This is a genomic window from Arcticibacter svalbardensis MN12-7 (assembly GCF_000403135.1).
Lineage (GTDB): Bacteria > Bacteroidota > Bacteroidia > Sphingobacteriales > Sphingobacteriaceae > Arcticibacter > Arcticibacter svalbardensis.
Genome location: NZ_AQPN01000022.1, coordinates 1 through 25,131, shown reverse-complemented (window position 1 = coordinate 25,131; position 25,131 = coordinate 1). Strand labels below are relative to the sequence as shown.

At 37.7% G+C, this 25,131-nt stretch carries 23 protein-coding genes, 1 tRNA gene and 1 pseudogene; 15 read left to right on the top strand and 10 right to left on the bottom strand.

Going from position 1 to position 25,131, the window contains the following annotated elements; genetic code table 11:
- The gene (gene xseB, locus ADIARSV_RS02850; protein ID WP_016193856.1) at positions 1-210 is read left to right on the top strand and encodes an exodeoxyribonuclease VII small subunit; all 210 of its coding nucleotides are present in this window, start codon (positions 1-3) and stop codon (positions 208-210) included.
- Here xseB and ADIARSV_RS02845 read toward each other — a convergent pair.
- On the bottom strand, positions 200-754 hold the full coding sequence (locus tag ADIARSV_RS02845; RefSeq protein WP_016193855.1) for a hypothetical protein: 555 nt from the start codon (positions 752-754) through the stop codon (positions 200-202). The two genes, xseB and ADIARSV_RS02845, sit on opposite strands and share 11 nt — an antisense overlap.
- An 88-nt stretch (positions 755-842) precedes the next feature.
- Positions 843-1,400 carry an isopentenyl-diphosphate Delta-isomerase gene (gene idi / locus ADIARSV_RS02840; protein WP_016193854.1) on the bottom strand — a complete coding sequence of 186 codons (558 nt, stop codon included), beginning with the start codon at positions 1,398-1,400 and terminating at the stop codon, positions 843-845.
- Positions 1,401-1,493: 93 nt separating this feature from the next.
- Here idi and ADIARSV_RS02835 point away from each other — a divergent pair, with 93 nt between their 5' ends.
- Together ADIARSV_RS02835 and ADIARSV_RS02830 are read left to right on the top strand one after the other, a co-directional pair.
- Entirely contained in the window at positions 1,494-2,111 is a 618-nt protein-coding gene (locus tag ADIARSV_RS02835; protein ID WP_016193853.1) for a MarR family winged helix-turn-helix transcriptional regulator, read from the top strand.
- A 264-nt stretch (positions 2,112-2,375) separates the two neighbouring features.
- Positions 2,376-2,756: a PH domain-containing protein gene (locus ADIARSV_RS02830; protein ID WP_083936512.1), complete on the top strand. Its 381-nt coding sequence runs from the start codon at positions 2,376-2,378 to the stop codon at positions 2,754-2,756.
- A 19-nt stretch (positions 2,757-2,775) separates the two neighbouring features.
- Here the strand turns inward: ADIARSV_RS02830 and ADIARSV_RS02825 are convergent, their stop codons facing one another.
- Positions 2,776-3,213, bottom strand: a complete 438-nt coding sequence (locus ADIARSV_RS02825; RefSeq protein WP_016193851.1) for a DUF6526 family protein — start codon at positions 3,211-3,213, stop codon at positions 2,776-2,778.
- A gap of 150 nt (positions 3,214-3,363) precedes the next feature.
- Here ADIARSV_RS02825 and ADIARSV_RS02820 point away from each other — a divergent pair, with 150 nt between their 5' ends.
- From ADIARSV_RS02820 to ADIARSV_RS02765, 12 genes are all read left to right on the top strand, one after another.
- Positions 3,364-5,259, top strand: a complete 1,896-nt coding sequence (locus ADIARSV_RS02820) for a M1 family metallopeptidase (RefSeq protein WP_152439749.1) — start codon at positions 3,364-3,366, stop codon at positions 5,257-5,259.
- Positions 5,260-5,281: 22 nt separating this feature from the next.
- A complete protein-coding gene (locus ADIARSV_RS02815) occupies positions 5,282-7,315 on the top strand; it encodes a BatA domain-containing protein (RefSeq protein WP_040298906.1) in 2,034 nt (677 codons plus the stop codon).
- Positions 7,316-7,322: 7 nt separating this feature from the next.
- On the top strand, positions 7,323-8,591 hold the full coding sequence (locus ADIARSV_RS02810; RefSeq protein WP_016193848.1) for a dihydroorotase: 1,269 nt from the start codon (positions 7,323-7,325) through the stop codon (positions 8,589-8,591).
- A 5-nt stretch (positions 8,592-8,596) separates the two neighbouring features.
- Positions 8,597-9,271 (top strand): hypothetical protein, encoded by a 675-nt coding sequence (locus ADIARSV_RS02805; RefSeq protein WP_016193847.1) that lies wholly within the window; start codon positions 8,597-8,599, stop codon positions 9,269-9,271.
- Positions 9,271-9,858 (top strand): DUF4199 domain-containing protein, encoded by a 588-nt coding sequence (locus ADIARSV_RS02800; protein WP_016193846.1) that lies wholly within the window; start codon positions 9,271-9,273, stop codon positions 9,856-9,858. Before ADIARSV_RS02805 ends, ADIARSV_RS02800 begins: the two co-directional genes overlap by 1 nt.
- 17 nt (positions 9,859-9,875) lie before the next feature.
- On the top strand, positions 9,876-10,826 hold the full coding sequence (locus ADIARSV_RS02795; RefSeq protein WP_040298917.1) for a glycosyltransferase family 2 protein: 951 nt from the start codon (positions 9,876-9,878) through the stop codon (positions 10,824-10,826).
- Positions 10,826-11,797 (top strand): glycosyltransferase, encoded by a 972-nt coding sequence (locus ADIARSV_RS02790; RefSeq protein WP_016193844.1) that lies wholly within the window; start codon positions 10,826-10,828, stop codon positions 11,795-11,797. Before ADIARSV_RS02795 ends, ADIARSV_RS02790 begins: the two co-directional genes overlap by 1 nt.
- Positions 11,794-12,582, top strand: a complete 789-nt coding sequence (locus tag ADIARSV_RS02785) for a hypothetical protein (RefSeq protein ID WP_016193843.1) — start codon at positions 11,794-11,796, stop codon at positions 12,580-12,582. Before ADIARSV_RS02790 ends, ADIARSV_RS02785 begins: the two co-directional genes overlap by 4 nt.
- A gap of 8 nt (positions 12,583-12,590) precedes the next feature.
- The gene (locus ADIARSV_RS02780) at positions 12,591-14,090 is read left to right on the top strand and encodes a GH3 auxin-responsive promoter family protein (protein ID WP_016193842.1); all 1,500 of its coding nucleotides are present in this window, start codon (positions 12,591-12,593) and stop codon (positions 14,088-14,090) included.
- A 12-nt stretch (positions 14,091-14,102) separates the two neighbouring features.
- Positions 14,103-15,257, top strand: a complete 1,155-nt coding sequence (locus tag ADIARSV_RS02775) for a 1-deoxy-D-xylulose-5-phosphate reductoisomerase (RefSeq protein WP_016193841.1) — start codon at positions 14,103-14,105, stop codon at positions 15,255-15,257.
- A 30-nt stretch (positions 15,258-15,287) separates the two neighbouring features.
- Complete coding sequence (gene rseP, locus ADIARSV_RS02770) at positions 15,288-16,610, top strand: RIP metalloprotease RseP (RefSeq protein ID WP_016193840.1); 1,323 nt, start codon at positions 15,288-15,290, stop codon at positions 16,608-16,610.
- A gap of 95 nt (positions 16,611-16,705) precedes the next feature.
- A tRNA-Leu gene (locus tag ADIARSV_RS02765) sits at positions 16,706-16,785 on the top strand.
- On the opposite strand, the gene ADIARSV_RS20910 is transcribed toward ADIARSV_RS02765, so the two are convergent.
- From ADIARSV_RS20910 to ADIARSV_RS21770, 7 genes and pseudogenes are all read right to left on the bottom strand, one after another.
- Positions 16,739-18,307, bottom strand: coding sequence for a recombinase family protein (locus ADIARSV_RS20910; RefSeq protein ID WP_083936514.1), 1,569 nt, complete (start codon positions 18,305-18,307; stop codon positions 16,739-16,741). The two genes, ADIARSV_RS02765 and ADIARSV_RS20910, sit on opposite strands and share 47 nt — an antisense overlap.
- Before the next feature lie 30 nt (positions 18,308-18,337).
- Positions 18,338-18,502, bottom strand: a complete 165-nt coding sequence (locus tag ADIARSV_RS22070) for a hypothetical protein (protein ID WP_016193839.1) — start codon at positions 18,500-18,502, stop codon at positions 18,338-18,340.
- A gap of 816 nt (positions 18,503-19,318) precedes the next feature.
- Positions 19,319-19,696 (bottom strand): helix-turn-helix domain-containing protein, encoded by a 378-nt coding sequence (locus ADIARSV_RS02755; protein WP_040298915.1) that lies wholly within the window; start codon positions 19,694-19,696, stop codon positions 19,319-19,321.
- Positions 19,697-19,703: 7 nt separating this feature from the next.
- Entirely contained in the window at positions 19,704-20,009 is a 306-nt protein-coding gene (locus ADIARSV_RS02750) for a type II toxin-antitoxin system HigB family toxin (protein ID WP_040298904.1), read from the bottom strand.
- A 398-nt stretch (positions 20,010-20,407) separates the two neighbouring features.
- Positions 20,408-22,279, bottom strand: coding sequence for an outer membrane protein assembly factor BamB family protein (locus ADIARSV_RS02745; RefSeq protein ID WP_016193835.1), 1,872 nt, complete (start codon positions 22,277-22,279; stop codon positions 20,408-20,410).
- A gap of 34 nt (positions 22,280-22,313) precedes the next feature.
- The gene (locus ADIARSV_RS02740) at positions 22,314-24,056 is read right to left on the bottom strand and encodes a RagB/SusD family nutrient uptake outer membrane protein (RefSeq protein WP_016193834.1); all 1,743 of its coding nucleotides are present in this window, start codon (positions 24,054-24,056) and stop codon (positions 22,314-22,316) included.
- Between the two features lie 19 nt (positions 24,057-24,075).
- Positions 24,076-25,131 (bottom strand): annotated as a pseudogene (locus ADIARSV_RS21770) (SusC/RagA family TonB-linked outer membrane protein); the annotation flags it as partial.

Here is a 25,131-nt window from a genome sequence, read left to right as displayed (position 1 = left end):
ATGATGGATGAACTAACTTACGAGAGTGCTTATGCTGAACTGGATAAAATATATCAGGAAATCAACAATGAGCAGGTATCTGTAGATCTTTTAGCCGAAAGAGTAAAGCGGGCAGCTGTACTGATCCAATTCTGCCAGTCCAGACTACGCGCTACGGAAGATGAAATTAATAAAATTTTAGCCGGAATACCGGATCAGACTAATCAATAGTCTGAATCACTGAATAAAAGGCAGAATATATTTCACGGAGTAAAACCGGGTCAGTTATGCCTGCTTCGATCTTAAGTTCGAGAAAAGGAGCTTTCTCCGTGCTATCTTCCATTGCATATTCTACAATGCCGAACTCCAGATCCTGATAGCTAAGAAGAACTTTTCTTACCCTATCGTCAGCAAAAACTTCAGCTGCTTTTACTTCACTGTTCGTTTTAACAATAAACTTTTCATCAAACTCCAGGTAGCCAAGAACTACATCCTGCATGCCGAAAAACTTACCTATTTCATCAATAAATCCTTGTTTATGAATAGAAAAGCGAAAGGGACTTCGGCCATATAGATAGGCACTAAAGGTTGTATATGCACTGCCACTTTCAAAACCTCCACCTAAATCAATGCCCATATCCAACAAAATTCGTCTTCCGGCCTGATCCAGTACCACGTGATAATCTAAAAGGTCATTTGCTGGCCTAAAGTCAACATCGACCTGTTGCCAAATTTGGTCTTCGGTTTCTCCTGCAATTGTACGTTCTTCCTGCATTTTATTATTTTGTATGTTTCTCTTTAAACTAACGGGAGGTTGTTAAGTTTGAATAAGAATTAATATTTATGCATAGATATGCATTTTGTCAGGCTATGTTTAAATGTTTTAGGTGGAACTTTAATTTAGGTAAAGCATGTTTGAACCAAAAGGTAAAGCTCTTTTCATCTTTCAATAAAGCCAATTCGATGTCCTCTAACGAGCTCCATTTGTATTGACTAGCTTCTAAAGGATTGGGGACTACTTTTCCAGAGTAGTATCCCAATAAAATGTGGTCATACTCATGTTCAATTAATCCATTTTTGAAACCATGCTTATACAATAAGTGGTCAACGAGCTGAAGATCGCATTCAAAACCCATTTCGAGAGTTAGTCTCACAGAGGCAGACTCCAGAATGGACTGTTGAGGTCCCGGATGGCTACAGCATGCATTGGTCCACAGTCCCGCTGAATGATACTTTATTCTGGATCTTTTCTGTAAAAGCATTTTTCCATCATCATTAATAATGAAGATGGAAAAGGCTCTATGAAGCAACCCTAGTTTATGTGCTTCAAGTTTTTCACAATAGCCAACTTCCTTGTCGAATTTATCAACTAGTATGACATGGTGAGAAGCCTTTAAAAAAGAAATATCTTTATCCATCATATAATTTATATTAGTATTTAAATGTACTAATTTATGAATGTAAACGTACTAATATTTCTTATTATTGTAAATATTCAAGTTAAATTTTTTTTTATGTCTTATATATTGTTACAAAAGCTGATTACTCAGGTAGAAGAGTTTGAGATTGAAAATAAAGAGACGCTTAAAAGTGATGATCTTCAGGTGTTTGTCAGTTGGCTTTATATTAAATTAGCAAAGGAGGAATCAATTATTGAACCCGTGTGGCAAGGAAAGGAAGAAGGGCGGACAGCAGATAGCATTTTAAACAGCTTACTTCTACATTTAAGCAGATATGCCAAACACTATAGTAAAATGGCTATTCTGGAATCGCCATTCCGAACAATTGATGAAGTCATATTTTTGCTCAACCTGCTACATTCAGGCCCAATGGGGAAGGTTCAATTGGTTGATCGTAACGTATTGGATAAAACAACCGGAATTCAAATTATTAATCGGCTGCTTCAGCAAAAATTTGTCGAAGAATATATCAATGAGCAGGACAGAAGGGGCAAAATTATTAGAATAACGCAGGTTGGTTCAACGGCATTGAATGAAGTAATGGCTAAAGTCAGGAAAGCAAGTCATATTGTTTCAGGTAACATCAGTGAAACGGAAAAATTTGAACTGATCACGCTGCTTCAAAAGCTTGATTCGCATCATCAAATTACTTTTAAGACACAGGAGATTTAGGATCGATTCCATAGATACTTTTTTCCTATAAGACACACAAATAAGTTTGAGAATTAGCAGCGTTATAATTGAGAGGGATATAAGTTTCACCTGGTACGCAGTTTATGTGCATCGGAGCGAACAAGGTGCGGAGAAGGTGCGGAGGAGGTGGGTATAATGTGCGAGAAAAATAAGTACGAGGTATTGTGTGAATACTAGTTAATCATAGGGGTTTAAATTTCTTTTAATATGGTTAATTTAGGAGAAACAAAATACATATAAAAAATGGGATTATTTGATGGTTTAATGGGGCATGCCTCAGAAGTTTCTCTGGATGCCATAGCGAAAGAGTTTCAGCCCTTAATGATTGAAGGAGAATTTGTTGAAAAGGCTTTCAAGTTAATACGCGACATGTTTATTTTTACGAATAAGAGGCTCATCTTAGTAAATAAACAAGGTATTACGGGTTCTAAAATAGATTATTTAACTGTTCCATATACCAGTATCAGGAAATTCTCAAAAGAAAGTGCTGGAATTATGGATCTGGAAGCGGATTTGAGAATTTGGATCAAAGGAGAGGAGCTCCCTATTAAAAAAGAGTTCAAAAGGGGCGATAGTATTAATGAAGTCTACCAGATCCTAAGTAAACATATTTTAAAACTCTAAAATTAAAACAAGTACGCTTTTAGGCGCGCATGTGATCGGGGATCCAATGTTGAATGGCTTGTTTGATGGCTTTTGGTTGTAAATTCTCTTGAATACTCCTTTTAATTAAAGTTACCAGTTCGGTGTTGGAAGCAAACCGTAATGCTGCTATCTGGGAGAAAGATAACTGATCTTCAATAATTTCAAATGGCTGACCCGTAAGTTGGTAATACCGCAATCTCATTTCTAACCTAACAATCCGGTTTTGATTGTTTAGTGCATAATGCTGCCTTGTCATATAGGAAAGCCATCCGATCAGGATAAGTATGGCCGTTATAAAACTGAATATAACGCGGTCCTGCGACTGTGTGATCAAATAGTAAACGCTGGAAATGGTAAGCGCCAGAATCAGGGGATAAAATATAAAGTGATGAGGCACATAGAATCTGATGTGGTTTTTTATGTTTTGGTCTGACATTTTGGAATGAGTTTTTAAAAAACTAAGGTCGCTTAATTATTCCATAAAAAGCAAACAGGAAACAAGTGTTGCTGTTTTGGTTATTATTCACAAAATTTCTCGTGTAATTGGTTATTTAGAAGTAATTTCCCAACTTAATAGATGTTTGCTATGCCTTTCAGTTCGAATTTTGTAAAATTAACGGGTTTATTGTGTGTTTTTATCTCAATTTGCTCATTTAGTCTCGAAGCCCAGTCATTAAATGAAACCAGGGATATAAAAGATGCCTATACTAAAAATACAAGATCGAGAGATGGGCAGCCTGGTGTTAAGTATTGGCAAAATACGGCTACTTATGCTATTAGTATTAGTGCAGATCCACCTTCACGCCTGATAAAAGGGACAGAAACGATCTCCTATACCAATAATAGTCCCGATACATTAAATAAACTAGTTATTAAACTTATTCTTAATCAGCATAAACCAGGTGCGGCGCGTTATGGTGGTTCGGGTATGGATTACCAGACAGATGGTATTGTAATAGATCGTTTTTCAATTGATGGTACTGATGGGCTATGGGACAATACCAATAATACCACATTGGTGGATGTTTTGCTAAAAAAAAGTGTTTTGCCGGGAGCGCATATCAACCTGGAATTTGATTGGCATTATGACGTTTCCAAACAAGCCGGAAGAGAGGGAATGATAGACTCTACCACATTCTATCTGGGTTATTTCTACCCGCGTGTTGCCGTTTATGATGATTATTTGGGCTGGGATAAAACAGAGTTTACCGGAGGTCAGGAATTTTACAATGATTTCAATCAATATAGCTTAAAGGTAAGTGTTCCTGCAAACTATGTGGTATGGGCGACAGGAGTTTTAAAAAACCCGGAGCAAGTATTGCAGTCCGCTATTATAAAAAAACTGAAGATTGCCGCAACCGCCGATTCAACCATTAGCATAGCGAATAAAGAAGAGCTTCTTCAACATAAAGTAACTCTTCAGGCCGAAAGGAATATTTGGCATTTTGAAGCATCCAATGTTTCGGATATAGCCCTTGGATTAAGTGATCATTATCTATGGGATGCATCCAGTGCGGTAGTAGATAATAAAACGGGACGACGGGCAGAAATGCAAGCTGCCTATTCAGATACGGCCAAAGCATTCAGGAGCATTGTTCATGACGGAAGTTATGCCTTGAACTGGTATTCGCACAACTTTCCGGGCCTGCCTTATCCTTATCCTAAAATGACGGCGTTTGAAGGAAATGCAGATATGGAGTTTCCCATGTTAGTTAACGATTCCTCAATTGATGGTCCGGAAGGACGAAGGGTAACTGACCATGAAATTGCGCATTCCTGGTTTCCTTTTTATATGGGAGTTAATGAAAGCAGGTATGCTTTTATGGATGAGGGCTGGGCAACCACTCTGGAGCTTTTAATTGGACGTTCCTTTTCAGATCCTAAGGCGGTAGATAAAACGTATAGACAGGGAAGGGTGAGTCATTGGGCAACAGACAAGTTAGCTGTTTCTCAAATTCCTATTATTACTCCTTCTAGCGAACTGAAAGATGGCTATCGGCATAATGCATACGGGAAACCGTCGTTAGCCTATCTGGCATTAAAAGATTTGCTTGGTGATGACGTGTTTAAAAAGTCGCTTCATGTTTATATGGATAGATGGAATGGCAAACATCCTATTCCCTGGGATTTCTTTTATACATTTAACAATGTTACGGGTAAATCGCTCAACTGGTTCTGGAATAACTGGTTTTTCTCCAGCAATTATATTGATCTCTCTATTAGTTCAGTTCAGAAAAACGCGAATGGATACGCCGTATCTATTGCTAATATTGGTGGGTTTGCCATCCCTTTTGATGTGTATCTTGAATTCGCGGATGGATCGAATCAAGTTATTCATCAAACACCACAGATCTGGTTTGCGAATGAGAAAAAGGCAGGTCTTGCTATTAAGACCAATAAAAAACTCAAGTCATTGCGGATAGATGGCAATCTTTTTATGGATAGTGATTTAAGGAATAACTCATGGACTACCAATCCGTAATATTATTATGTAAATTTGAGTAATGCGATTTCTCCATCCTGAATTTCTATTTGCGCTTATCATGGTAGTGATCCCTGTGATCATCCATTTATTCAATTTCAGGAAGTATAAAAAGGTCTATTTTTCTAATGTGGCCTTGTTGAAGAGGGTGAGTCAGCAAACGACAGGAGCAAGGCAGCTGAAACGATATCTTCTTTTATTATGTAGGGTATTGACTATTGTGTTCTTGGTGTTCGCTTTTGCGCGTCCCTATATTCCTTCATCGACACCAGATTCCGTTGTCAGTCAAAATGTAGTGAGTATCTACATGGATAATTCATATAGTATGGAGGCTCTGAATAGAGAAGGTACTTTACTAGATGAGGCAAAGCGAAAAGCGAAGGAAATAGTGGGGGCTTATGCGCTGAATGATCGGTTTCAACTCATTACAAATGATTTTGATGGGATCCATAAGCGTTTAATGACCCGGAATGACTTTACCGAGGCTGTGGATACGATAAAAATAAGTTCCATAAGCCGGAGTTTTAAGCAGATCATCAACAGGCAGAACCTGCTATTTAAAGGTTCGGGCGTTCAATCGACAGTTACCTACCTGCTTTCCGATTTTCAGAATAATATGTGGGATCAGGATAGTATTGAAAAGGATCCTGCAAGTGTTTTTCGGCTTGTGCAACTTAAAGCAAATAAGCAGGCTAATATTTCTGTGGATTCGGTTTGGTTTCTCTCCCCATTACATAAATCAGGTGGTGTGGAACAATTAATTGTGCGTTTGAAAAATAACTCGGATACACAGGCAGACCAGGTTCCTTTAAAAGTACTTGTTAATGAACAGCAAAAGGCATTTGCAAGTGTGAACATTGAGGCAAGGGGTATTAGTTTGGATACCCTAAGTTTTAGCGGACTCAGTGGTGGCTGGGAAGAAGGTAGGGTAGAGATAGCGGATAATCCGATTACGTTTGATGATCAGTATTATTTTAGTTTTTATGTTCGCAAAGAGATCCCCTTGCTTGTTATTAATGATCATCAAACAAACGTTTATATTGAAGCGGTTTATGGTTCGGAACCCTTTTTTAATGTGAATACTATTTTAGAGGCTAATGTAGACTATTCCCGGTTAAGTGAATATCCCTTGATTATACTTAGCGGAGTAGAAGAGATGACGGTAGGATTGGCTCAGCAACTTAGTCAGTATGTAAGGAATGGGGGTGATTTAGTAGTTTTCCCTTCTGAAACAAATAAACTAACGGGTTTGCAGACATTGACCACTGCATTAGGCATTAGTCGACCTTTAGAGGTGATCAGCTCCCGCAGGAAAGTGAATAAGATTGATATGAAAAATCCACTATTTAAGGGGGTCTTTAAATCGTTACCGCGAAATATAAGTCTTCCATTTGCTTTGGCATATATTCGTTATCCGGGTAATGGCAGGAATCTGCTGGAATTGGAAGATCAGATTCCTTTTTTGTCGCAATATAAAGTACGACAGGGAAGGGTGTACTTATCTGCTGTGGCGTTAAATGAAAAAAGCAGCAATCTGGTCAGGCATTCTTTATTTGTTCCTATTATGTTTCAATTCGCTTTCAACAGTTTAAAGGATCAGGCTTTATCTTATACACCTGGAAAAGATTTGTATATGGAGATCAATCAAACAGGACTTGATGCAAATCCGATTCTGCGGTTAAATAATAAGGACAAGGAAATCATCCCTGATTTTAGAAAAACAGAAACAGGCAGAAGGATGTTCATTTCAGATCAGGGTATGAAATCAGGGATCTATAAACTCACAAATGGAGATAGTTTACTCGCAAAAGTTGCATTCAATGATAATCGTTCAGAATCAGATTTAAGTTACCTGAATGATACTGAACTAAAGAAAATTTTCAAGAGCGAATCGTTTAAATTATTCGAACCAGGAACGAAATCTTTGTCGTCGGAAATAAAAGCAGTAAATTTTGGTGTGCAGTTGTGGAAACTTTGTCTAATTTTATCGCTGGTTTCCGTTGCTGCGGAAATCCTTCTTCTGCGGTATTACAGGCAGATGAACATAAAAGATTAATGATCAAATGAATAAACTACTCTTTCGCTCAGCCACTCTTATTCATCCGGAATCTAAATTTCATAATCAAGTTGTGGATCTACTGATATTGGATGGAAAGATTGAAGATATAGCCCAAACTATAGATGTAAACGGTGATGATTTAGAAATTATAAACGCGGAAGGTTGTTTTATCTCAACTGGCTTTTTTGACCTGAATGCGAATTTCGGTGAACCCGGAAATGAAACATGCGAAGATTTAATAAGTGGTACACAGACTGCCGTAGCCGGAGGATTTACTGGTATCGCTTTACAACCCGCTACAGAACCTCCTGTTCACTCTAAAGCAGGTGTATCGTATATATTAAATCGGACGAGTAGTTATTTGACAGATGTATATCCGTTAGGATGCATCAGTTATAACAGGGCGGGTAAAGATCTGGCTGAACTTTATGATATGAAGCTTGCCGGGGCAATCGCATTTACGGATGGTACAAGTCCGATCAATGATTCAGGACTGATGAGCAGGGCCTTATTATATGTAAAGGGGTTTGGCGGACTTATCTTTTCTTATCCTGAGGATACCTCTATAGCAGGAAAGGGCAAAATGAATGAAGGCATTGTGAGCACTTATCTGGGGATGAAGGGAATTCCTAATTTGGCAGAAGAAGTTTCGATTTCACGGGATCTGTATTTGGCCGAATACAATGAATCTAAAATTCATTTTAGTACGATATCCTGTGCCGGGAGTGTCGAACTGATTCGCAAAGCGAAAGAGAAAGGCATACAGGTAACCTGTGATGTGGCTGTGCATCATTTGGTGCTGACAGATGAAGCATTATCAGGTTTTGATACCCAATATAAAGTCAGGCCACCTTTAAGAACACAAAATGATGTCGATGCATTGATTGCGGGACTCAAGGATGGTACAATTGATGCAATCGTTTCGCAACATACCCCACATGAAATTGAGTTTAAAGATGTAGAATTCGAAATAGCCTCTTTTGGAATCATTGGATTACAAACCGCTCTACCTTTAGCATTAAAAGCAGGATTATCACCTGCATTAATCGTGGAGAAGATGGCCATCAATCCGCGTCAGATCCTTCATCTTCCTATACCGGGATTTGAAAAAGGTGATGAGGTGAACCTGGTGTTGTTCAATCCGGAAGAAGAGTGGACATTCGAGGCATCAACAAATAAATCTAAATCAGCTAATTCGCCTTTTATTAATCATAAACTAAAAGGGAAGGTGCTGGCAGTGTGTAATAAAAAACAGTTTTATTATCAACAATAAATACTATGGACAGACAGATCGAGAAGGCAATAGTTGCCGCGTTAGAACAATTTGAGAAAATTACAGGAAAATCAATTGCTGAGTTTGAGGACAAGGTTAATTCTGTATTCGAATCTGATAAAGGCTTCATGGATAAGGTTGCTGATTTAGACGCAACGTTTGATGACGAACCCGCATTGGAGAATTTGAGGGAAGTGTTTTTTGACTTACTCATGGTAAACTTCTTTTCAGAAGACGTCCATAAACTGGCAGATGATTATCTGGAAACTCCAGAATGGGAAGAGATTGAAAATGAGACCATTGATCGCGGTACAGAACTTTTAAATGTATTGTTGTACATTCAGGAGTGTGAAGACGAAGATATTCAACCCGATCTGGAAGACTTCTTGAAAGAGTTTTTATTGGTTGATGAAGATGAATTTCAGGATGAACATCGGATCTATGAAGAAATGATTTCTAACCAGATCTTGATGGAAAGCAGTATTGAAGAAATAAGTAAAGTTGCTGCAACTCTTCCAGAAGATTCAGAACTTGTGGATTTATTTTATCCAATAATGAGTTTCTTTTTCGAGACTAATCCAGAAGAAGATGATGTGGAGACTGTAGTTATATATAGTGATGATGCTGCATTTGATGCTCCGGTATATTCATTATTGATCGCTTTTAATGAAGCAGACTAGTGGCTGAGATAGAATTAGATCAGAAAAAGTTAAAAAAAACGGGGGCTATTTATGGTCTTATACTCGGTATGGTGATGATACTGGCTGGCATTATTTCTTTTTATTTAATGTCAAGCACTTCGAATCTGGCCGTTGTGGTAGGAACACCTGTCGTTTTTTCAATACTACTGCCGCTCGTAGCGGCAGTAGTATTGATTTTTAGTTTAAGAAAAAAAATAAACGGATATTGGGATTTGCGTCAGGCAACTACAGGTATATTTATCTTGTTTCTTGTTGCTTATTTCGTTTCAACATCCGGGAGTATTGCTTACTTAAAAGCAGCGGGACCTGGTATAAAGGTGCATACGAAAGAGAATTTAATCCGGGTGACTTCATCGTTTTTAGAAAAACAAGGTGCGGATCAAGTTGAAATAGATGCAGCTGTAGATAAAGTAAATGCAGGGTTTGCTGAAAGTCCGGATTTAAAGATTGGTGATGTTATAATGGGCTATTTGCAAGCTGTCATTATTATCTTTGTAGCTGCATTAGTATTTGCTGCAATTTTTAAAAGAGAACCTCCTGTGTATTTCAAGGCGGGGGACGAATAAATATGTCAAACTCAAAAATAGATATATCTGTAGTTATACCCTTATTTAACGAAGATGAATCATTGCCTGAACTGGTGGAATGGAATTGCAGGGTTATGGAAGCTCATAATTTCAGTTTTGAAATCATCTTGATAGATGATGGAAGTACAGACCGTTCATGGGAAGTAATAGAAGAACTTAAAAAACAGACTCCTCAGTTGAGGGGTATTAAGTTCAGACGTAATTATGGTAAATCTGCTGCTCTGAATGTAGGGTTTGAAGCTGCGCAGGGCAATGTCGTAATTACCATGGATGCCGATCTTCAGGATAGTCCGGATGAAATTCCACTTTTATATAGCCGGATTATGGATGAGAAATATGACCTGATCTCCGGTTGGAAGAAGAAAAGGCATGATCCTTTTACCAAAACCCTCCCGACTAAGTTATTTAATTCGGCTACCCGAAGAATGTCCGGCATTCATAACTTACACGATTTTAATTGTGGATTAAAAGCGTACCGGAGAGATGTAATCAAGAATATTGAAGTATATGGCGAGATGCATCGTTATATACCTGTTTTGGCAAAATGGGCAGGCTTTAAAAAAATTGATGAACAAGTAGTAGAGCATTATCCAAGGAAATATGGTACAACAAAATTTGGATTAAGTCGATTTATAAATGGATTTTTAGATTTATTGTCGATTCTATTTGTAGGAAAATTCAGTAAAAGGCCCATGCACTTTTTTGGTTCGATGGGAGTACTCAGCTTTTTTACGGGTACGGTAATTTCAATATGGCTGATAGGGGAGAAGTTGTATGATATTTCCATGGGTGTTAAATTTAGAAATGCGACGGATCAACCTTTGTTTTTCATTGCTTTGGTGGCTATTGTAGTTGGATTCCAATTATTTTTAACCGGATTTGTAGCTGAACTGGTATCCCGGAATTCATCAGAACGCAATAATTACCAAATAGAGAGAGAGGTTTGATGTTCTTTTCCATAATTATCCCTGTTTATAACAGACCACAAGAATTAGATGAGCTGTTGTACACGCTTACCCTTCAGACCTATACACAGTTTGAAGTATTAGTTATTGAAGACGGATCGAAGATTGATGCCCGGCATGTTATTAAGGAGTATGAAGATAAGCTGGACCTCCATTATTATGTAAAAGAAAACGAGGGGCAGGGATTTACGCGTAATTATGCATTTGCGAGGGCTAGGGGTGATTACTTTGTGATATTTGACTCAGATTGTTTAATTCCAGGTGATTATTTAGAAATTGTATCAGCTTATCTTCTGAAGCATCAGCTCGATGCTTATGGAGGTCCGGATGCAGCACATATATCCTTTACGGCCATACAAAAAGCAATTAGTTATTCGATGACTTCACCCTTTACTACTGGGGGGATCAGGGGAAACAAAAAGCGAATAGGAGGTTCCTTTCATCCAAGGAGTTTTAATATGGGAATTTCCCGTCGAGTTTGGGAAGAAACGAATGGATTTATTTTAACACGATTAGGAGAAGATATTGAGTATAGTATTCGGATTCAGTCGCTTGGGTTTAAAACAGGCTTGATACCAGAGGCAGTGGTTTATCATAAGCGCAGGACAAATTTCCTGCAGTTTTACAAACAGATCCACTTTTTTGGAAGAGCAAGGATTAATATTTACATATATCATCCTTCGCAATTAAAACTTATTCATTTCTTTCCTGCTATAGCTACATTATTTGTTATTTTTACAGCACTTGCAAACGTCCTGAACCTGAGGGTAGCCGGTATATGTAATTTCTTTATTGCCTTGTATATACTGTTATTGTTCTTTCATTCCTGGAATGCGAACAAATCAGCAAAGGTGGCGTTTTTAAGTATAATTTCTGCCTCTATTCAGCTTATAGCTTATGGGTTGGGTTTTATGCAGGATTTTTGGAAGAAAATAATTCTTAAACATTCATGATTGAATTTCTAAAGGAGAGCACATTTGCTGTTAATGATGTGATCCGTATTGCTTGGAAGGTACTTAAAATCCAATATTTTAAAATATTAGGATTGTGTCTTATCATGTTCCTGGTTTTTAATTTATCAGGCATATTATCCATATTTATCAGTGGAATTAATATTGGGTTGAGTGTTCTCATGATGGTAATTTTCATACTTGCCTATTTCGGCTTTCAGCTCACACTTTTTAAATTTATTCTTAAGGTATTGGATGAGCCCGATCATGAAGTATATGTGAAAGATTCTTTTCCAACAACTAAGCAAATCTTCAAATTTCTTATTGCTACGTTTTACTTTGTGCTTTGCATTTTAATCGTTTACGGGATTATAATAGTGCTTGTTATGCCTTTTGTATTTGCGCGGATTCCGATGGATATTGTAACCCAGGTAGCCACATCATTGGGTGTTTTAGGGATTATATTTACCTGGATCCGAATCTCATTTTTTCCCTTTTTTATCATAGACAGTGCCTGTTCCCCTTTTAAATCTATACGGTTTAGTATGGCAATTACCCGTGGGAACTTTACCAAGTTGCTGATGCTACTCATGTTACTGGCAATATTTCAGGGACTATATATTGTTATTTATTCAGAAAAGGATATGCTTTCTGCTGTATTCATTAACCTGGTTAACGCCTTATTAATTATTCCACTTTCGAGCGTGGCGATAGCTGTAGCTTACCGTAAAATGATGAATGAGTACCAGGGAGAGGAAGATCCGGGTATTATGGGTAATATTATTTAATCTGCGCTATGGGACTAAAAGCCATTCTCAGTAAACCATTCGCAGCGTTTGCCGTTTACCAAATTAACCAGTGGAAAAATAGAGCAGTAGAAGTTCAGCAGGATGTGATGTTAGCTTTAGTAAAAGATGCTTCATCTACCGCGTTTGGTAAGGATCATGATTTTTCTTCCATTAAGTCCTATCAAGATTTCAAACATCATATTCCGATTTGTGATTATGAAGCACTTCGTCCTTATATTGAACGAGTTGTAAATGGGGAGGAAGATGTGATGTGGAAAGGAAAGCCAGTATACTTTGCTAAAACATCGGGTACGACATCAGGAGTGAAATATATACCCATAACGGCTGAGTCGATGCCTGAGCATATCAAGGCCGCCCGAAATGCGCTGTTAACTTACATTCATGAAACAGGTAAAACTGACTTTATAGATGGAAAGATGATATTTCTGCAGGGAAGTCCTGTTTTAACAAAGAAGCATGGGATATTAATAGGAAGATTATCAGGCATTGTTGCGCATCTTGTACCACACTATCTGCAGAAAAACAGACTTCCTTCCTATGAAACGAATTGTATTGAAGATTGGGAAGAGAAAGTAGATGCCATTGTGGAGGAGACTTTCCATGAGGATATGCGTTTAATATCAGGCATTCCGCCATGGGTGCAAATGTATTTTGACCGTTTATCCGACAAAGCAGGGGGCAAGAAAATTAAAGAAATATTTAAGAACTTTAGTCTTTTTGTTTATGGAGGGGTCAACTTTGAGCCGTATAGAAATCGGATGGAAGATGTGATTGGCCGTAAAGTAGATTCTATTGAAACTTATCCGGCATCGGAGGGGTTTATTGCTTATCAGGATTCGCAAACGGAGAAGGGACTGTTATTACAGGTTCATGCCGGGATGTTTTATGAGTTTATCCCTGCAGAAGAGTATTATAATGAAAATCCTTCGCGATTATCTTTAGGAGAGGTAGAGTTGAATGTAAACTATGCACTGATTTTGAATACAAATGCAGGTCTCTGGGGATACAGTATAGGTGATACGGTGAAATTTGTTTCAAAAAGCCCATATCGGATCTTGGTGACAGGAAGGATAAAACATTATATCTCCGCGTTTGGGGAACATGTAATAGGAGAAGAGGTAGAGTGTTCTTTAATGGAAGCTGCATTGGATGAGGGACTGGAAATTGTTGAGTTTACGGTAGCACCTCAGGTAACTCCGGCGGTAGGTGAGCTTCCTTATCATGAATGGTTCATCGAGTTTGCTAAACCTCCTAAGGATCTGGCTGGTTTTAGCAAAAAGGTTGACCAGGTGATGCAAAAGAAGAACATTTATTATTTTGATTTAATAAAAGGGAATATCTTGCAACCATTAATAATACGAAGTCTTCGTGGTGGAAGCTTTCAGAGTTACATGAAGAAAGAGGGGAAATTAGGGGGACAAAATAAAGTACCCAGACTATCAAACGATCGCAATATTGCGGATGAGCTAACCACTTACATTCTTTAAAATAAATTAATATTGAAACATATAGCGATATTAGGATCTACTGGTAGTATAGGAACTCAGGCATTAGAAGTAATCCGAGATCATCCTGAACTATTTAAAGTATCCGTTTTAAGTGCCGGAAACAATGCTGGGTTACTCATTGAGCAGGCTTTGGAATTTCATCCGGCTCAGGTAGTCATCGGAGATGAGCAAAAATACGGGGAAGTAAAAAAAGCTTTAGCAGGTACGGAGATTCAGGTATTTGCAGGAGAAGAGGCATTAATTGAATCGGTTAAACTGACGGTTATTGATGTAGTGCTTACTGCAGTAGTGGGTTTTTGTGGATTGCGCCCGACCATTGCAGCCATTGAGGCGGGTAAACATATTGCTTTGGCAAATAAAGAAACCTTAGTGGTTGCCGGTGAGCTGATAAATGCTTTGGCCAAGAAAAATAAAGTGTCTATTCTTCCTGTTGATTCGGAGCATTCTGCTATATTTCAATGTTTGCAGGGGGAGTCGGCTAATAAAGTAGAAAAGATTTATCTTACCGCATCAGGTGGACCATTCAGGGGAAAGAAGATTGATTTTCTGGCATCAGTAACCAAAAAGGAGGCATTGAAACATCCAAACTGGACCATGGGGGCAAAGATTACCATTGATTCTGCCACGCTGATGAATAAAGGTCTGGAGGTTATTGAAGCCAAGTGGCTATTTGATCTTGAGCCTTCGCAAATTGATGTGATCATTCATCCTCAATCTGTTATTCATTCTATTGCACAATTTCAGGATGGATCGATGAAAGCACAAATGGGTTTACCCGATATGAAGCTTCCGATTCAGTATGCATTAGGTTATCCGGATAGAATATTAAACACATTTCCGCGTTTTGATTTTATTAAATATGCACAGCTTACATTTGAACAGCCTGACCTTAGTACATTCAGAAGTCTGGGATTCGCCTTTGAAGCCATGGAAAGAGGTGGAAATGTGCCTTGTATCATGAATGCAGCTAACGAAGTTGTGGTTCGCGCTTTTCTAAACGATGAGCTTGGGTTTTTGGAGATGAGCGAGGTGATAGAAAGATGTATGAGTGAAGTTTCCTATATTCGTGATCCGAATTTGACTGATTTTATGGAGACAGATGAGGAAACTAGAAAAATTGCCATGCAGTTGGTAACAAATTATTAAAGAAATATTCTAATTGAATTTATAAGTACTATGGATGGATTGGTTATGACGGGACAGCTTTTGCTGGGTCTTTCAATATTAATAATACTTCACGAAGCAGGGCATTTTTTCGCCGCACGAGCTTTCGGAATTAAAGTGGAAAAGTTTTACCTGTTCTTTGATGCATGGGGATTTAAGTTATTCAGTTTTACTTACAAGGGTTGTGAATACGGAATGGGATGGCTTCCCTTAGGAGGTTATGTCAAGATTGCCGGAATGATCGATGAGTCGATGGATACGGAACAACTTGCCGGAGAGCCTCAGCCTTGGGAATTTCGTTCAAAACCAGCCTGGCAACGGTTAATAGTGATGCTTGCAGGTGTTACAGTTAATATTGTTTTGGGCATGTTCATATTCTGGATGCTTACCTTTAAGTTGGGTGAGACCTACATTCCTAATGATAAATTGGTGAGTGGAATTGTGCCGGGTAAGATTGGAAAATCAATAGGCTTGGAAACGGGGGATCGAATTGAAGCTGTTAATGGAGCTAAAGTAGTTCGTTTTGAGGAATTAACCAGTTCGAAAGTATTACTAGGAGGCGGAGATCTTACTGTAATAAGAGGATCGCAGACTAAGGAAATTCACGTTCCGGGAAACATTCTTGATCAGGTAGCAGACTACGGTATTGCTGAATTTATTCAGCCAAGGACTACGATAAGTAGGGTAAATGAGGTGACGCCTAACAGTAACGCAGGAGCTGCCGGATTTGAAAAGGGAGATAGTATTCTTAGTGTTAACAGTAAACTGATTACTTATTTTGATGAGTTTCAAGGTCAGATGCAGGTTAATAAGGGGAATAAGGTAAATATTAATGTTTGGCGCAATAGCCAGGTGCTTACATTAACCCCTGTAGTAAACGAGGAGGGCTTAATTGGTATATCGCTAGATGCGAATCTTCCTACTGAAAGTTTAAAACATGGCCTTTTTGCATCGCTTCCTATAGGAGCTTCAAAGGCATGGGGATTGTTCACTGATAACGCCAAGGGGATAGGAAAGGTTGTAACCGGTAAAGTAAACGCCCAGAAAGCATTTACAGGCCCTGTAGGGATTGCGAATATGTTTGGTGGAACAGTTGACTGGATTAGGTTCTGGACTCTGGTAGGGTTGCTTTCTATGGCGTTGGCTTTAATGAATTTATTACCTATTCCGGCATTGGACGGGGGGCATTCGTTGTTTCTGCTTGTGGAAATGGTAAAGGGAAGTCCGCTGAGTGATAAGTTTATGGAACGGGCTCAACTGGTCGGTTTTGTTATTATTGTGGCTTTAATGGTGTTCGTATTAGGGAATGACATTTTTAAATATGTAATTAAATAAGGTAATTTGCTGGCTGTCAGGGCTGTCAGACAATTCTCGATATTTGTTGCAAATATGGGTTAGAATAGATAGATTTGCAGCCGCTAACAAGCAATGCCCAGCTGGCGGAATTGGTAGACGCGCTGGTCTCAAACACCTGTGGGAAACCGTGCCGGTTCGACTCCGGCGCTGGGTACTTGACCGGAGAAAAAACTAGAAATAGTTTTTTCTCCGGTTTTTTTATGTCCTAACTTGTTGTTTATTAAGTAGATAAGCGAGGCAACTTCGTTGAGCGGAGCGGTTCGATCTCCCGTTTTGGAAATTACCCATTTTGGGGCATAGATCGAACCGGTGATCAGTTGCTTTCCTGCTAAATCGGCGTTTTGGTATAAATAAACGAGGTTTTTGAGGTTAAACACTGATTTATCGACAAGGTCGTTTAAATCAATATCGAGGGAAAGCGTATCATTAGATTCTTTCAATTTTGCTTCGAGCCGGAGGATTTTATTTTCACATTCAGCTTTGATGTATTTATATTCAGCACTCTCAATAGCATCCGTTAAAAGTAATTCTCTAGCTTTTGTGATCCGGTTGTTTTGGGCTGTAATTTCTACTATTGTCTTTTTACGTTCCAGCTGAAGTAATTGTGCATTGTCGCTGTTGGCATCGCAAATGACTGCTTTGAAAAGTTCTGCCATACCAGGTTTGGGAACGATTTTCCTGAGGTCATTTTTAAAGGTTTCATTTACTTCCCTGGCATTAAACCTAACCTTGCATGGGTATTTGCAATGGTAGTAGTAATGATAGGTATTGCGGCCTTTAGATGCGCTTCCTGTAAGTTGTTTGTTGCAGGCGGGGCAGATAAGAAATCCGCGTAAGGGAAGGTTATCTGTTTGCACTACTTGTCCTATTTTTCTTCTTTTGTTGTCAAGAACGTCCTGGACATCATAAAATAACCGTTCCGAAATTAAAGGCTCATGGAGTCCATTAGCCAGAAACCTCTCTTCCTCTTTAAAAGCGGGAATAACGATCTTTCCACAAAAGCATGGATTTCGGATGGCGGTCCAGAAGCAAGTCCTGGTACAGCGGAGTCCTTTTTCTTTTGCCATTGCCCAGATATGTTCTATTGCATATTGGTTTTTGGCGATCATTTCAAATGCCCATTTCATGTGTGAAGCTTCGGGTTCGTGAATGGCTATATATTTAGTGCCATTTTCCCTGGTCCGGTTAATATAACCAGGTAGAGCCATTCCCATCCAGCGTCCTTCTTTTTTCGCTCTGCGTAAACCATAAAATACATTTAATGCTCTGCGGTCGTTTTCTACTTCGGGTGTGGAAAGGTAGACTGCCAGGATCATTTTGCTTTCAGGGACGGATAGGTCGAGAGGTTGGTCTATTGCTATGGGTTCTATATTCAGAGTTTTTAAGGTCCTGATCATGGTATAAGCATCAGCGGTGTTTCTGCTGAATCTATCCCATTTTGTAAATATCACATAGTCGGTTTGTTTTCCTTTAGTTTTTTTCCAGTCTGCGAATAGTTTAGTCCATTCCGGACGGTTAAAAGTTTTGGCTGAGTAGTCTTCGAAGACTACTTTTCTTAATTGTATGTTTTTCTTTTCACAATAGGTTCTAATTCGTTCATCTTGGTCTCTTTGGGAGTAGCCTTTATCTGCTTGTTCGTCTGTACTTACCCGGATATATAGATCTGCAGTTTTCATAGTTTGATATTAATTTTATCAAAGAGCGAGTTAAAGTTGTTTCTTCAATCTAAGTTGTTCTTCTACAACTAATTTAGCAAGATCGTACATGATTTGCAATATCTTCTCTGCCTCTTCTTTTGAAATAATTGTTCCATGTTTTTTAAGGATTTCTATTGCTTTTTCTGGGGTTACAGAACGCTTTGGTTTGAGCATAGGGACTATCCTTTAAATTTCAAAGGGCAATTTAGGCGGGGAATTTATAAACGGTTAGTAAGGTGGTAGTAGGGTGTGTGAGAAATAATCTGAATGTTTAAAAGTCAAGCCCTATTCGAATAGAGGTGTAAAGAATTATATTAATGTAGGTGAAGTTCAGTAGTTCAATTAATCAACGAAGTATCCAGTTTGATAAAATTATGAATATGATATCTGTAACGATAAGCTAATGTAGAATACTATACGATTTTCAATGACTGTTACTAGGGATTTCTTATCTATCACCTAGAATTGTTGTGACGTATTTGTGACGGGTCTGCGTTAAATTAGACAAAAAAATGTGTGAATCCTGACGAAAACTGCGCTCAAGTGACTTGGAAGAGCCTCGAAATGTTGACCCAGTGATTAAGAGTCATTGGCTTCTTAACTCTATCATGAATCTTACTTTGGATATACAGTTGTGATTTGGTATTACATTAAACAAGAATTACTTACTTGAATATATTTAGACCGATGAAAGAGACTTGCATTTGTGGTTTTATGAAATTATATTCCTGATCGCATTGTGCTTCATAGGATGATGTTAATGATTTTTAGGCGTAATGTGTTTAAAATAAACTAATTGTGATGAATGTGTCCCACGCTTTTGGTTTATGAGGTAATGGTTCTAGACCTATAGTTACTATAAAAACCGCTTTGCTAAATTTGAGGAGTGGAAGAAAGTTTCAGGCAATAGCGATTTGGAAGACTAGGCAGCATGACGCTCTTTCAAACTCTTCTTCAAGCGTAGATTAGCCAAGCTCGGAGTAAGTAGGGTTAAATATGATCCATAATGAACTTTGGGTCAAGTCTTAGCTTATTGTAAACTGCTTTTAAGAAAGGTACGTCCGGCTTACGCTTGCCGGTTAGTATCTGCGAAAGCTTGGGCTTGCCAATACCTAATTCATCGGCAAGTCTGGCCTGTGAAAGCTTATTTTCAAACATAAAAAGTTCAATTACTTCAGGTAAGGAGTTGGGCTGTCTTGTAGGTTTCAGTTCCAGCACTTCATCTTCAAATCTTTCTGCGGCGCTTGTCATTGCCGTCAACTTTTTTACATCCGCCTCAGTGAGGTTTTCCTCGTCTTTGTTCATCAGATCATAGATCTGAACCATCGTCTCGTGATAATGCTTTTCAGAATTTATTGCATAGTCCATAGCCATTTTATTTTTTAAATATTACCGTACCAGCCTCAATCTTATTATATTCCGCATGGGTACCAATAAACAATATAAATACCGTTCTTACTTTAAATATGATCAGCGCGATCAGCCGGTAGGAATTGCCTTTAACATTAAACACATACTGATCATTGCCCACCGCATCCACACTGTTAAATGTGTTTCTCATTTCATTGAAGTTCTTCCAATCCGCATTTTTCGCCAGCTCATACCAATTTTCCAATTGCGTTTCTGCATCGGCATGTACCCGGTAAAAATCACGCAATACGGCTTTTGAAATGATAACCATATACAAATATAATATTTTAATTACTGAAATTAAATTTCATTTCTTGAAATATGCCTAAATCATGAAGAATCATTATTACCAAATTTTAACAAGCTGGAACTCATTTAAACCCACATTATCAATTCATTTATTTAAAATTTGATAATGCCAATCGACCTAAAAACGGGATTTCGAAAACTCTTTTATCTCAAGATCTAAATAAGCAATCTTCTTTAAATCCTCAATAAACTGGATTGATCTAACTTCCGTAGTGAGTACGATTAAATTCAAAACCCCTGTAGTTTTATTATTACAGGGGTTTTAATTTTAGAGTTTTTCTTAGATACTTTCCTCATGTTTAAAATAGCACTTAGCTATAAACATGAAATTTCACTTCTTCTAAACCGAATTTATAAATCTTAATTCGGTTTAATACCATACAGGAAAATACCTCCGTCTACAGCTGTAACTAAAAGCCTATCATTAGGTAACGATATGGGTGAGTTTACCATACCGTTGCTTATTTTGGATTGCCATTTAATTTTTTTGTTGGTAAGATCTATCCCATAAACTCTTCCAAATGTTGTACCGAAGGTTGCAATATTATTATGCACACTTACGTCAGAAAACGTATAGTCGACATTGAATTTTGCATTTATTTTAAAAAATATCTTTGGCTTATCATCTTTTATATCCCATACAATCACAGAATCCTTCATAGTTTTTGCAATTAATAAATTGTTAGTTTTATCTACCCCAATTGATTCTCTAACACGATGACCTTCTATTTTAGAAATTAATTTACCTGTGGCTAAGTCTAATATATGTATCATTTCATCAGGGGCAACCACATAAACTCTGTTTTTGGAAATTGCTGGAGTACTGATTGCAGGAGAGTAATAATGGTTTTTTGACTCATTTAGCCATTCCCAAGCGATCTGCCCGTTTTTAATATTTAAAGCATATAATACTCTGTTCCAGGTACCAAAAAGGATTTTTCCGTTTTCAATAGAGGGCTTGCCCGGTGGGAAACCAGCCAATTGCGGAGATTTCCATAGAAGAGTCCCTTTTTTTGGATCTATGCACCTATAGTGGAGATCACTTGCACCAATGTATAGTTTATTATCTTTTACAATTGGGGAAGCAACAACAGCATCACCTACCTTCATTTTCCAAATTAATTTGCCGTTTTTCGCATTCAAACAATAAATGTTGCTGTCTGCCGAACCGAAAATAATACTATTTTCAAAACTCACTGGTGAAGAATAAATAGCTTGCGTTGTTTTAAAAGACCAATTTACTTTACCATCTTTTAAATTATGAGATTTGAATTCTCCGTTTAAATCACCAACAAAAAAACAATCCTTTAATATAGCTGGTGTTGAAGCAATATTACCTGTAGAATGGAAAGTCCATAGTGGATTTTTTTTGTTGAATTCTAAAGTGTCAAGCGGAATAGGTGTTTTGTGAAATGCAAAATGTCTATTTCCTGAAACTTCCAGATTTTTCCACACAGAATCTTTCTGTGAGTCTGGATCTATCAATTTGACTTCCAACGAATCGCTATTCAATCTGTAGATATTATATCCCGTGATCCCATTTCTTTTTTGGGCAGTAACAGTCATTATACCATAAAGACCTCCATAATCAAATATTTTGTTACTATGGCCATGCCCGCAAAAAGTTACTAATGTATTCATCTGGTCCAATCGCTCTAATACTAAGGAACAATTGTTTACATTGTCTTCTAAAAATGGCATGTGGCTGAACATTAAAACTGGTTTGTTTTTTGGGATTACGTTAACCACACTATCAAGCCATTTAAGTTGCTTGTCAGTCACGAAGCCTCCAGCATGTCTGATATATGGACCTGTGTTTATACCGATTAGTTGGTAGCCTTTGTAGTCCACAAGAAATTTATCGCTACCAAAAATCTTTATAAAGGATAGGCCTCCATTGCCCGACCATGCAGTATCATGGTTTCCGGGAATGATATAGTATGGCTTATTCAATTTATCTAAGATGCGTTTTGCTTCCAAAAGTTGAGGCATTAAACCGAAATCGGTGATGTCTCCTGTTAAAACTACAAAATTGATTTCTGATCGCTGATTAATGTCGTTAATAATTTTTATTAGCCCTTCTGTATTGCCAGGCTTCCCAATATGCGTATCTGTTACAACAGCAAAAGTGAGGAGACCTAGCTTGGAGTTTGCATTAGCATTTCGTAGCGAAATAAAAAATACACATAGTATGAATATGTAAAGCCTGTTTTTTTTAATATAAAGGATCATTATTTACTGATTAAAGATGAATAATAAATTTAGATCAGGGTGTCCAAAGATTGTTTTGTGACAAATTTGGATTTAATAAGATCTCTTGGCTAGGTAATGGAAATAGATAATCCCGATCTTCATTGAATTTTTTAATGATATTTTTATTTACCACCACATTGCCACCATTATTGCCATTTTCTAAATCAATCTCACTCCCTAATTTGAGGTAAGTAGGTCCATTGCCTCCGGGTTTAGTGCCCTCATAAATTACTAAATCTATTGTTCCATTTCTATCCAAGTCATATTGGCCAAGACCGGGAAAATACATACCTTTGAATGGATTTGTAACTAAGCGACCCAGTTTCCATCTATAGATGTCGTTCCATCTAAAACCCTCCATTACCAGCTCAATCCTACGCTCCCTACGAATTTCTAGTATAATACCTTTATTTGCTCCAGTCACATTGTTGTATATGTTGCCCAAATATGGGTCAGGAGTATTGTTTGCCGTCTCCAAAATCAAATTAGGCATACCTACTCTATCCCTAAGTAATTTAATTGATATGTTTATATCATTTTGAGTCAATTCATTCAATTCGGCCTTTGCTTCAGCATAATTTAAAAGTACCTCTGCATAGCGCAACAAAGGAAGGTCATTGTTAGAGTGGTTGGCTCCATCGCCTCCATTTCCTGTAACAAATTTGGTTAATTGATAACCAGTAACAGAAGATCCAAATTCTGGAACCTTCACCACGTTATCTCCAATTCTGGTATAACCCGGTGTTCGTATGGTCTGTGACAATCGTGGGTCTCTATTTTGAACTTCATCATAAAATTGAAGTGTTTGATAATTTGTTACATCAGTGAACCTGCTTCCATCCTTATTTAAGTAGCTGTTCACTAGACTTTTTTCCAGACCTGGTTTTCCCTGTGTCGCCGTAATTGTATAATCATTTACATTGTGAAATACCTGAAGTTCTGTACTAAATTTTTTGGCTAGAATGATCTCTCTAGGGATCGCAGAAGTAGAGGAAAACAATTCTCCGTATGACTTATCAGGAGTACTAACATATAAGCCATAACTTTCAGCGCTCATTAATTCTTTTGAAGCATCAGCGCTTTTTTTCCAAAATAGATCTGCATCCGGCAGGTTGAACTCCGGATGATATTTCCTAAAAGACCCTTCAAACAAGCAAATTCTTGATTTTAATGCAAGAGCAGTCCATTTGGTGACTTGGTCACTCCTAACAGTTGTATTGCAATTTGCAATAGCAAAATCGAGGTCAGCAATAACAGAATCGATAACTAATTGTCTAGGATCTCTAGCTTTTGTTAAGTTTTCAATGTCATTTGATTCAATTACTTTTGAATACCAAGGGACATCTCCAAACCTTATCATTTTGTTAAAATAAAAGTAGGCTCTAAAAAACTTTGCTACCCCTACATATTTATTTGTCACAGCTGGACTAAGGCCACCTTTTGTATAGTTTGACAAAAAATAATTGATATTTCTTAAGTCGGTCCATATCCAGCCACCATCAGAGAGAGGAACGGTACGATTTCCTGTTTGCTCAGGAGTAAGAGATGTTTTTACGATGTTGTCCGCATCTTCACTATAAATTTCTGGACCTGATGGTAAGCTATTATAAAATGAATTAACATATAATTGTAGTTCGCTCTCTGTATTGAAAGCGTTTTCTGGTGAGATTTGGGATAGCGGAGTTCTTTCTAAAAAGTCCGTTTTACATCCAACAAAAATGAGGGCTAAAAATATTGCCAAGATTATTTTTTTCATCACTAATTATATTTTATAGTTATAAAAATGATACGTTGAGACCAAAAGAATAGATCTTAAAAAATGGATATACACGCCCATTGGCTTCAGCTATGGCCTGCTCTGGATCTATGTACTTTGTGTTAAGATTTGTAAGCGTCATTAAATTCTGTCCACTGAAAAATATTTTGAATTGATTCCTTTTCCAGTTCTTAATAAAAGTTTGTGGGATGTTGTATCCAATTGTTAGATTTTTTAACCTCAAATAAGAAAGGTTTTGAATGTATTTGTCATTCGGACTATTTAACTCACTACCACTATTAAGAGCAGTGTATCCACGCAATAGTGGGAAATAAGCGTTAGGATTTTCAGGCGACCAGATTTGACTTTCAAAATCTTTTGGGATGTAGGAAAAATAGGGACGGGAATAAAATCCCCAGAATTTATCAGCATTATTACCCGGATACCAGTCTTGCCTACCAACACCCTGTAAGAATAATGATAAATCGAAACCAGCCCATCTTACAGATCCATTGATACCATAAGAGTATCTTGGCAATTTATTTCCAATTACTTTTAAATCACCATGATCATCTACTGTGTTTTTGCCATTATTTATAATATTATCACCATTCAAATCTTTGAATTTGATATCACCAGCGTGAAGGGTGCTCCATTCACCGGGTGATCTTATAATGGTACTATTTACAAAAGATTGATTAATTGGCCAATTTTTAGCCTCTTCATCAGAGGTGAAATATCCATCTAGACTATATCCCCATATTTCTCCTACTTTTTGACCAACATAATAATTAGACAGCAATTTATTTGGGTTGTTGAATTTTGTGATCCTGGAGGTATAATCTGAAAGTACTACACCAATATCATAAGAAATCTGCTTACCAGCCAATTGTCCATTGTTGTTCCAACGTACAGAAAGGTCAAAACCTGTGGTTATCAAATCAGCAGCATTTTGATTGGGTGATGAGGCCCCGAAAACAGAAGGAAGGGTGGGACCCGCAGTGATCATGTCGGTGGTCTCTCTTTGATAGACATCAAAAGATGCTGTCAAACGATCCTTAAACATCCCAAGGTC

Excerpts from the sequence above, each read along its gene's own strand:
- xseB (WP_016193856.1), top strand. The coding sequence starts at position 1 with ATGATGGATGAACTAACTTACGAGAGTGCTTATGCTGAACTGGATAAA.
- ADIARSV_RS02845 (WP_016193855.1), bottom strand. The coding sequence starts at position 754 with ATGCAGGAAGAACGTACAATTGCAGGAGAAACCGAAGACCAAATTTGG.
- idi (WP_016193854.1), bottom strand. The coding sequence starts at position 1,400 with ATGATGGATAAAGATATTTCTTTTTTAAAGGCTTCTCACCATGTCATA.
- ADIARSV_RS02835 (WP_016193853.1), top strand. The coding sequence starts at position 1,494 with ATGTCTTATATATTGTTACAAAAGCTGATTACTCAGGTAGAAGAGTTT.
- ADIARSV_RS02830 (WP_083936512.1), top strand. The coding sequence starts at position 2,376 with ATGGGATTATTTGATGGTTTAATGGGGCATGCCTCAGAAGTTTCTCTG.
- ADIARSV_RS02825 (WP_016193851.1), bottom strand. The coding sequence starts at position 3,213 with ATGTCAGACCAAAACATAAAAAACCACATCAGATTCTATGTGCCTCAT.
- ADIARSV_RS02820 (WP_152439749.1), top strand. The coding sequence starts at position 3,364 with ATGCCTTTCAGTTCGAATTTTGTAAAATTAACGGGTTTATTGTGTGTT.
- ADIARSV_RS02815 (WP_040298906.1), top strand. The coding sequence starts at position 5,282 with ATGCGATTTCTCCATCCTGAATTTCTATTTGCGCTTATCATGGTAGTG.
- ADIARSV_RS02810 (WP_016193848.1), top strand. The coding sequence starts at position 7,323 with ATGAATAAACTACTCTTTCGCTCAGCCACTCTTATTCATCCGGAATCT.
- ADIARSV_RS02805 (WP_016193847.1), top strand. The coding sequence starts at position 8,597 with ATGGACAGACAGATCGAGAAGGCAATAGTTGCCGCGTTAGAACAATTT.
- ADIARSV_RS02790 (WP_016193844.1), top strand. The coding sequence starts at position 10,826 with ATGTTCTTTTCCATAATTATCCCTGTTTATAACAGACCACAAGAATTA.
- ADIARSV_RS02785 (WP_016193843.1), top strand. The coding sequence starts at position 11,794 with ATGATTGAATTTCTAAAGGAGAGCACATTTGCTGTTAATGATGTGATC.
- ADIARSV_RS02780 (WP_016193842.1), top strand. The coding sequence starts at position 12,591 with ATGGGACTAAAAGCCATTCTCAGTAAACCATTCGCAGCGTTTGCCGTT.
- rseP (WP_016193840.1), top strand. The coding sequence starts at position 15,288 with ATGGATGGATTGGTTATGACGGGACAGCTTTTGCTGGGTCTTTCAATA.
- ADIARSV_RS20910 (WP_083936514.1), bottom strand. The coding sequence starts at position 18,307 with ATGAAAACTGCAGATCTATATATCCGGGTAAGTACAGACGAACAAGCA.
- ADIARSV_RS22070 (WP_016193839.1), bottom strand. The coding sequence starts at position 18,502 with ATGCTCAAACCAAAGCGTTCTGTAACCCCAGAAAAAGCAATAGAAATC.
- ADIARSV_RS02755 (WP_040298915.1), bottom strand. The coding sequence starts at position 19,696 with ATGGACTATGCAATAAATTCTGAAAAGCATTATCACGAGACGATGGTT.
- ADIARSV_RS02750 (WP_040298904.1), bottom strand. The coding sequence starts at position 20,009 with ATGGTTATCATTTCAAAAGCCGTATTGCGTGATTTTTACCGGGTACAT.
- ADIARSV_RS02745 (WP_016193835.1), bottom strand. The coding sequence starts at position 22,279 with ATGATCCTTTATATTAAAAAAAACAGGCTTTACATATTCATACTATGT.
- ADIARSV_RS02740 (WP_016193834.1), bottom strand. The coding sequence starts at position 24,056 with ATGAAAAAAATAATCTTGGCAATATTTTTAGCCCTCATTTTTGTTGGA.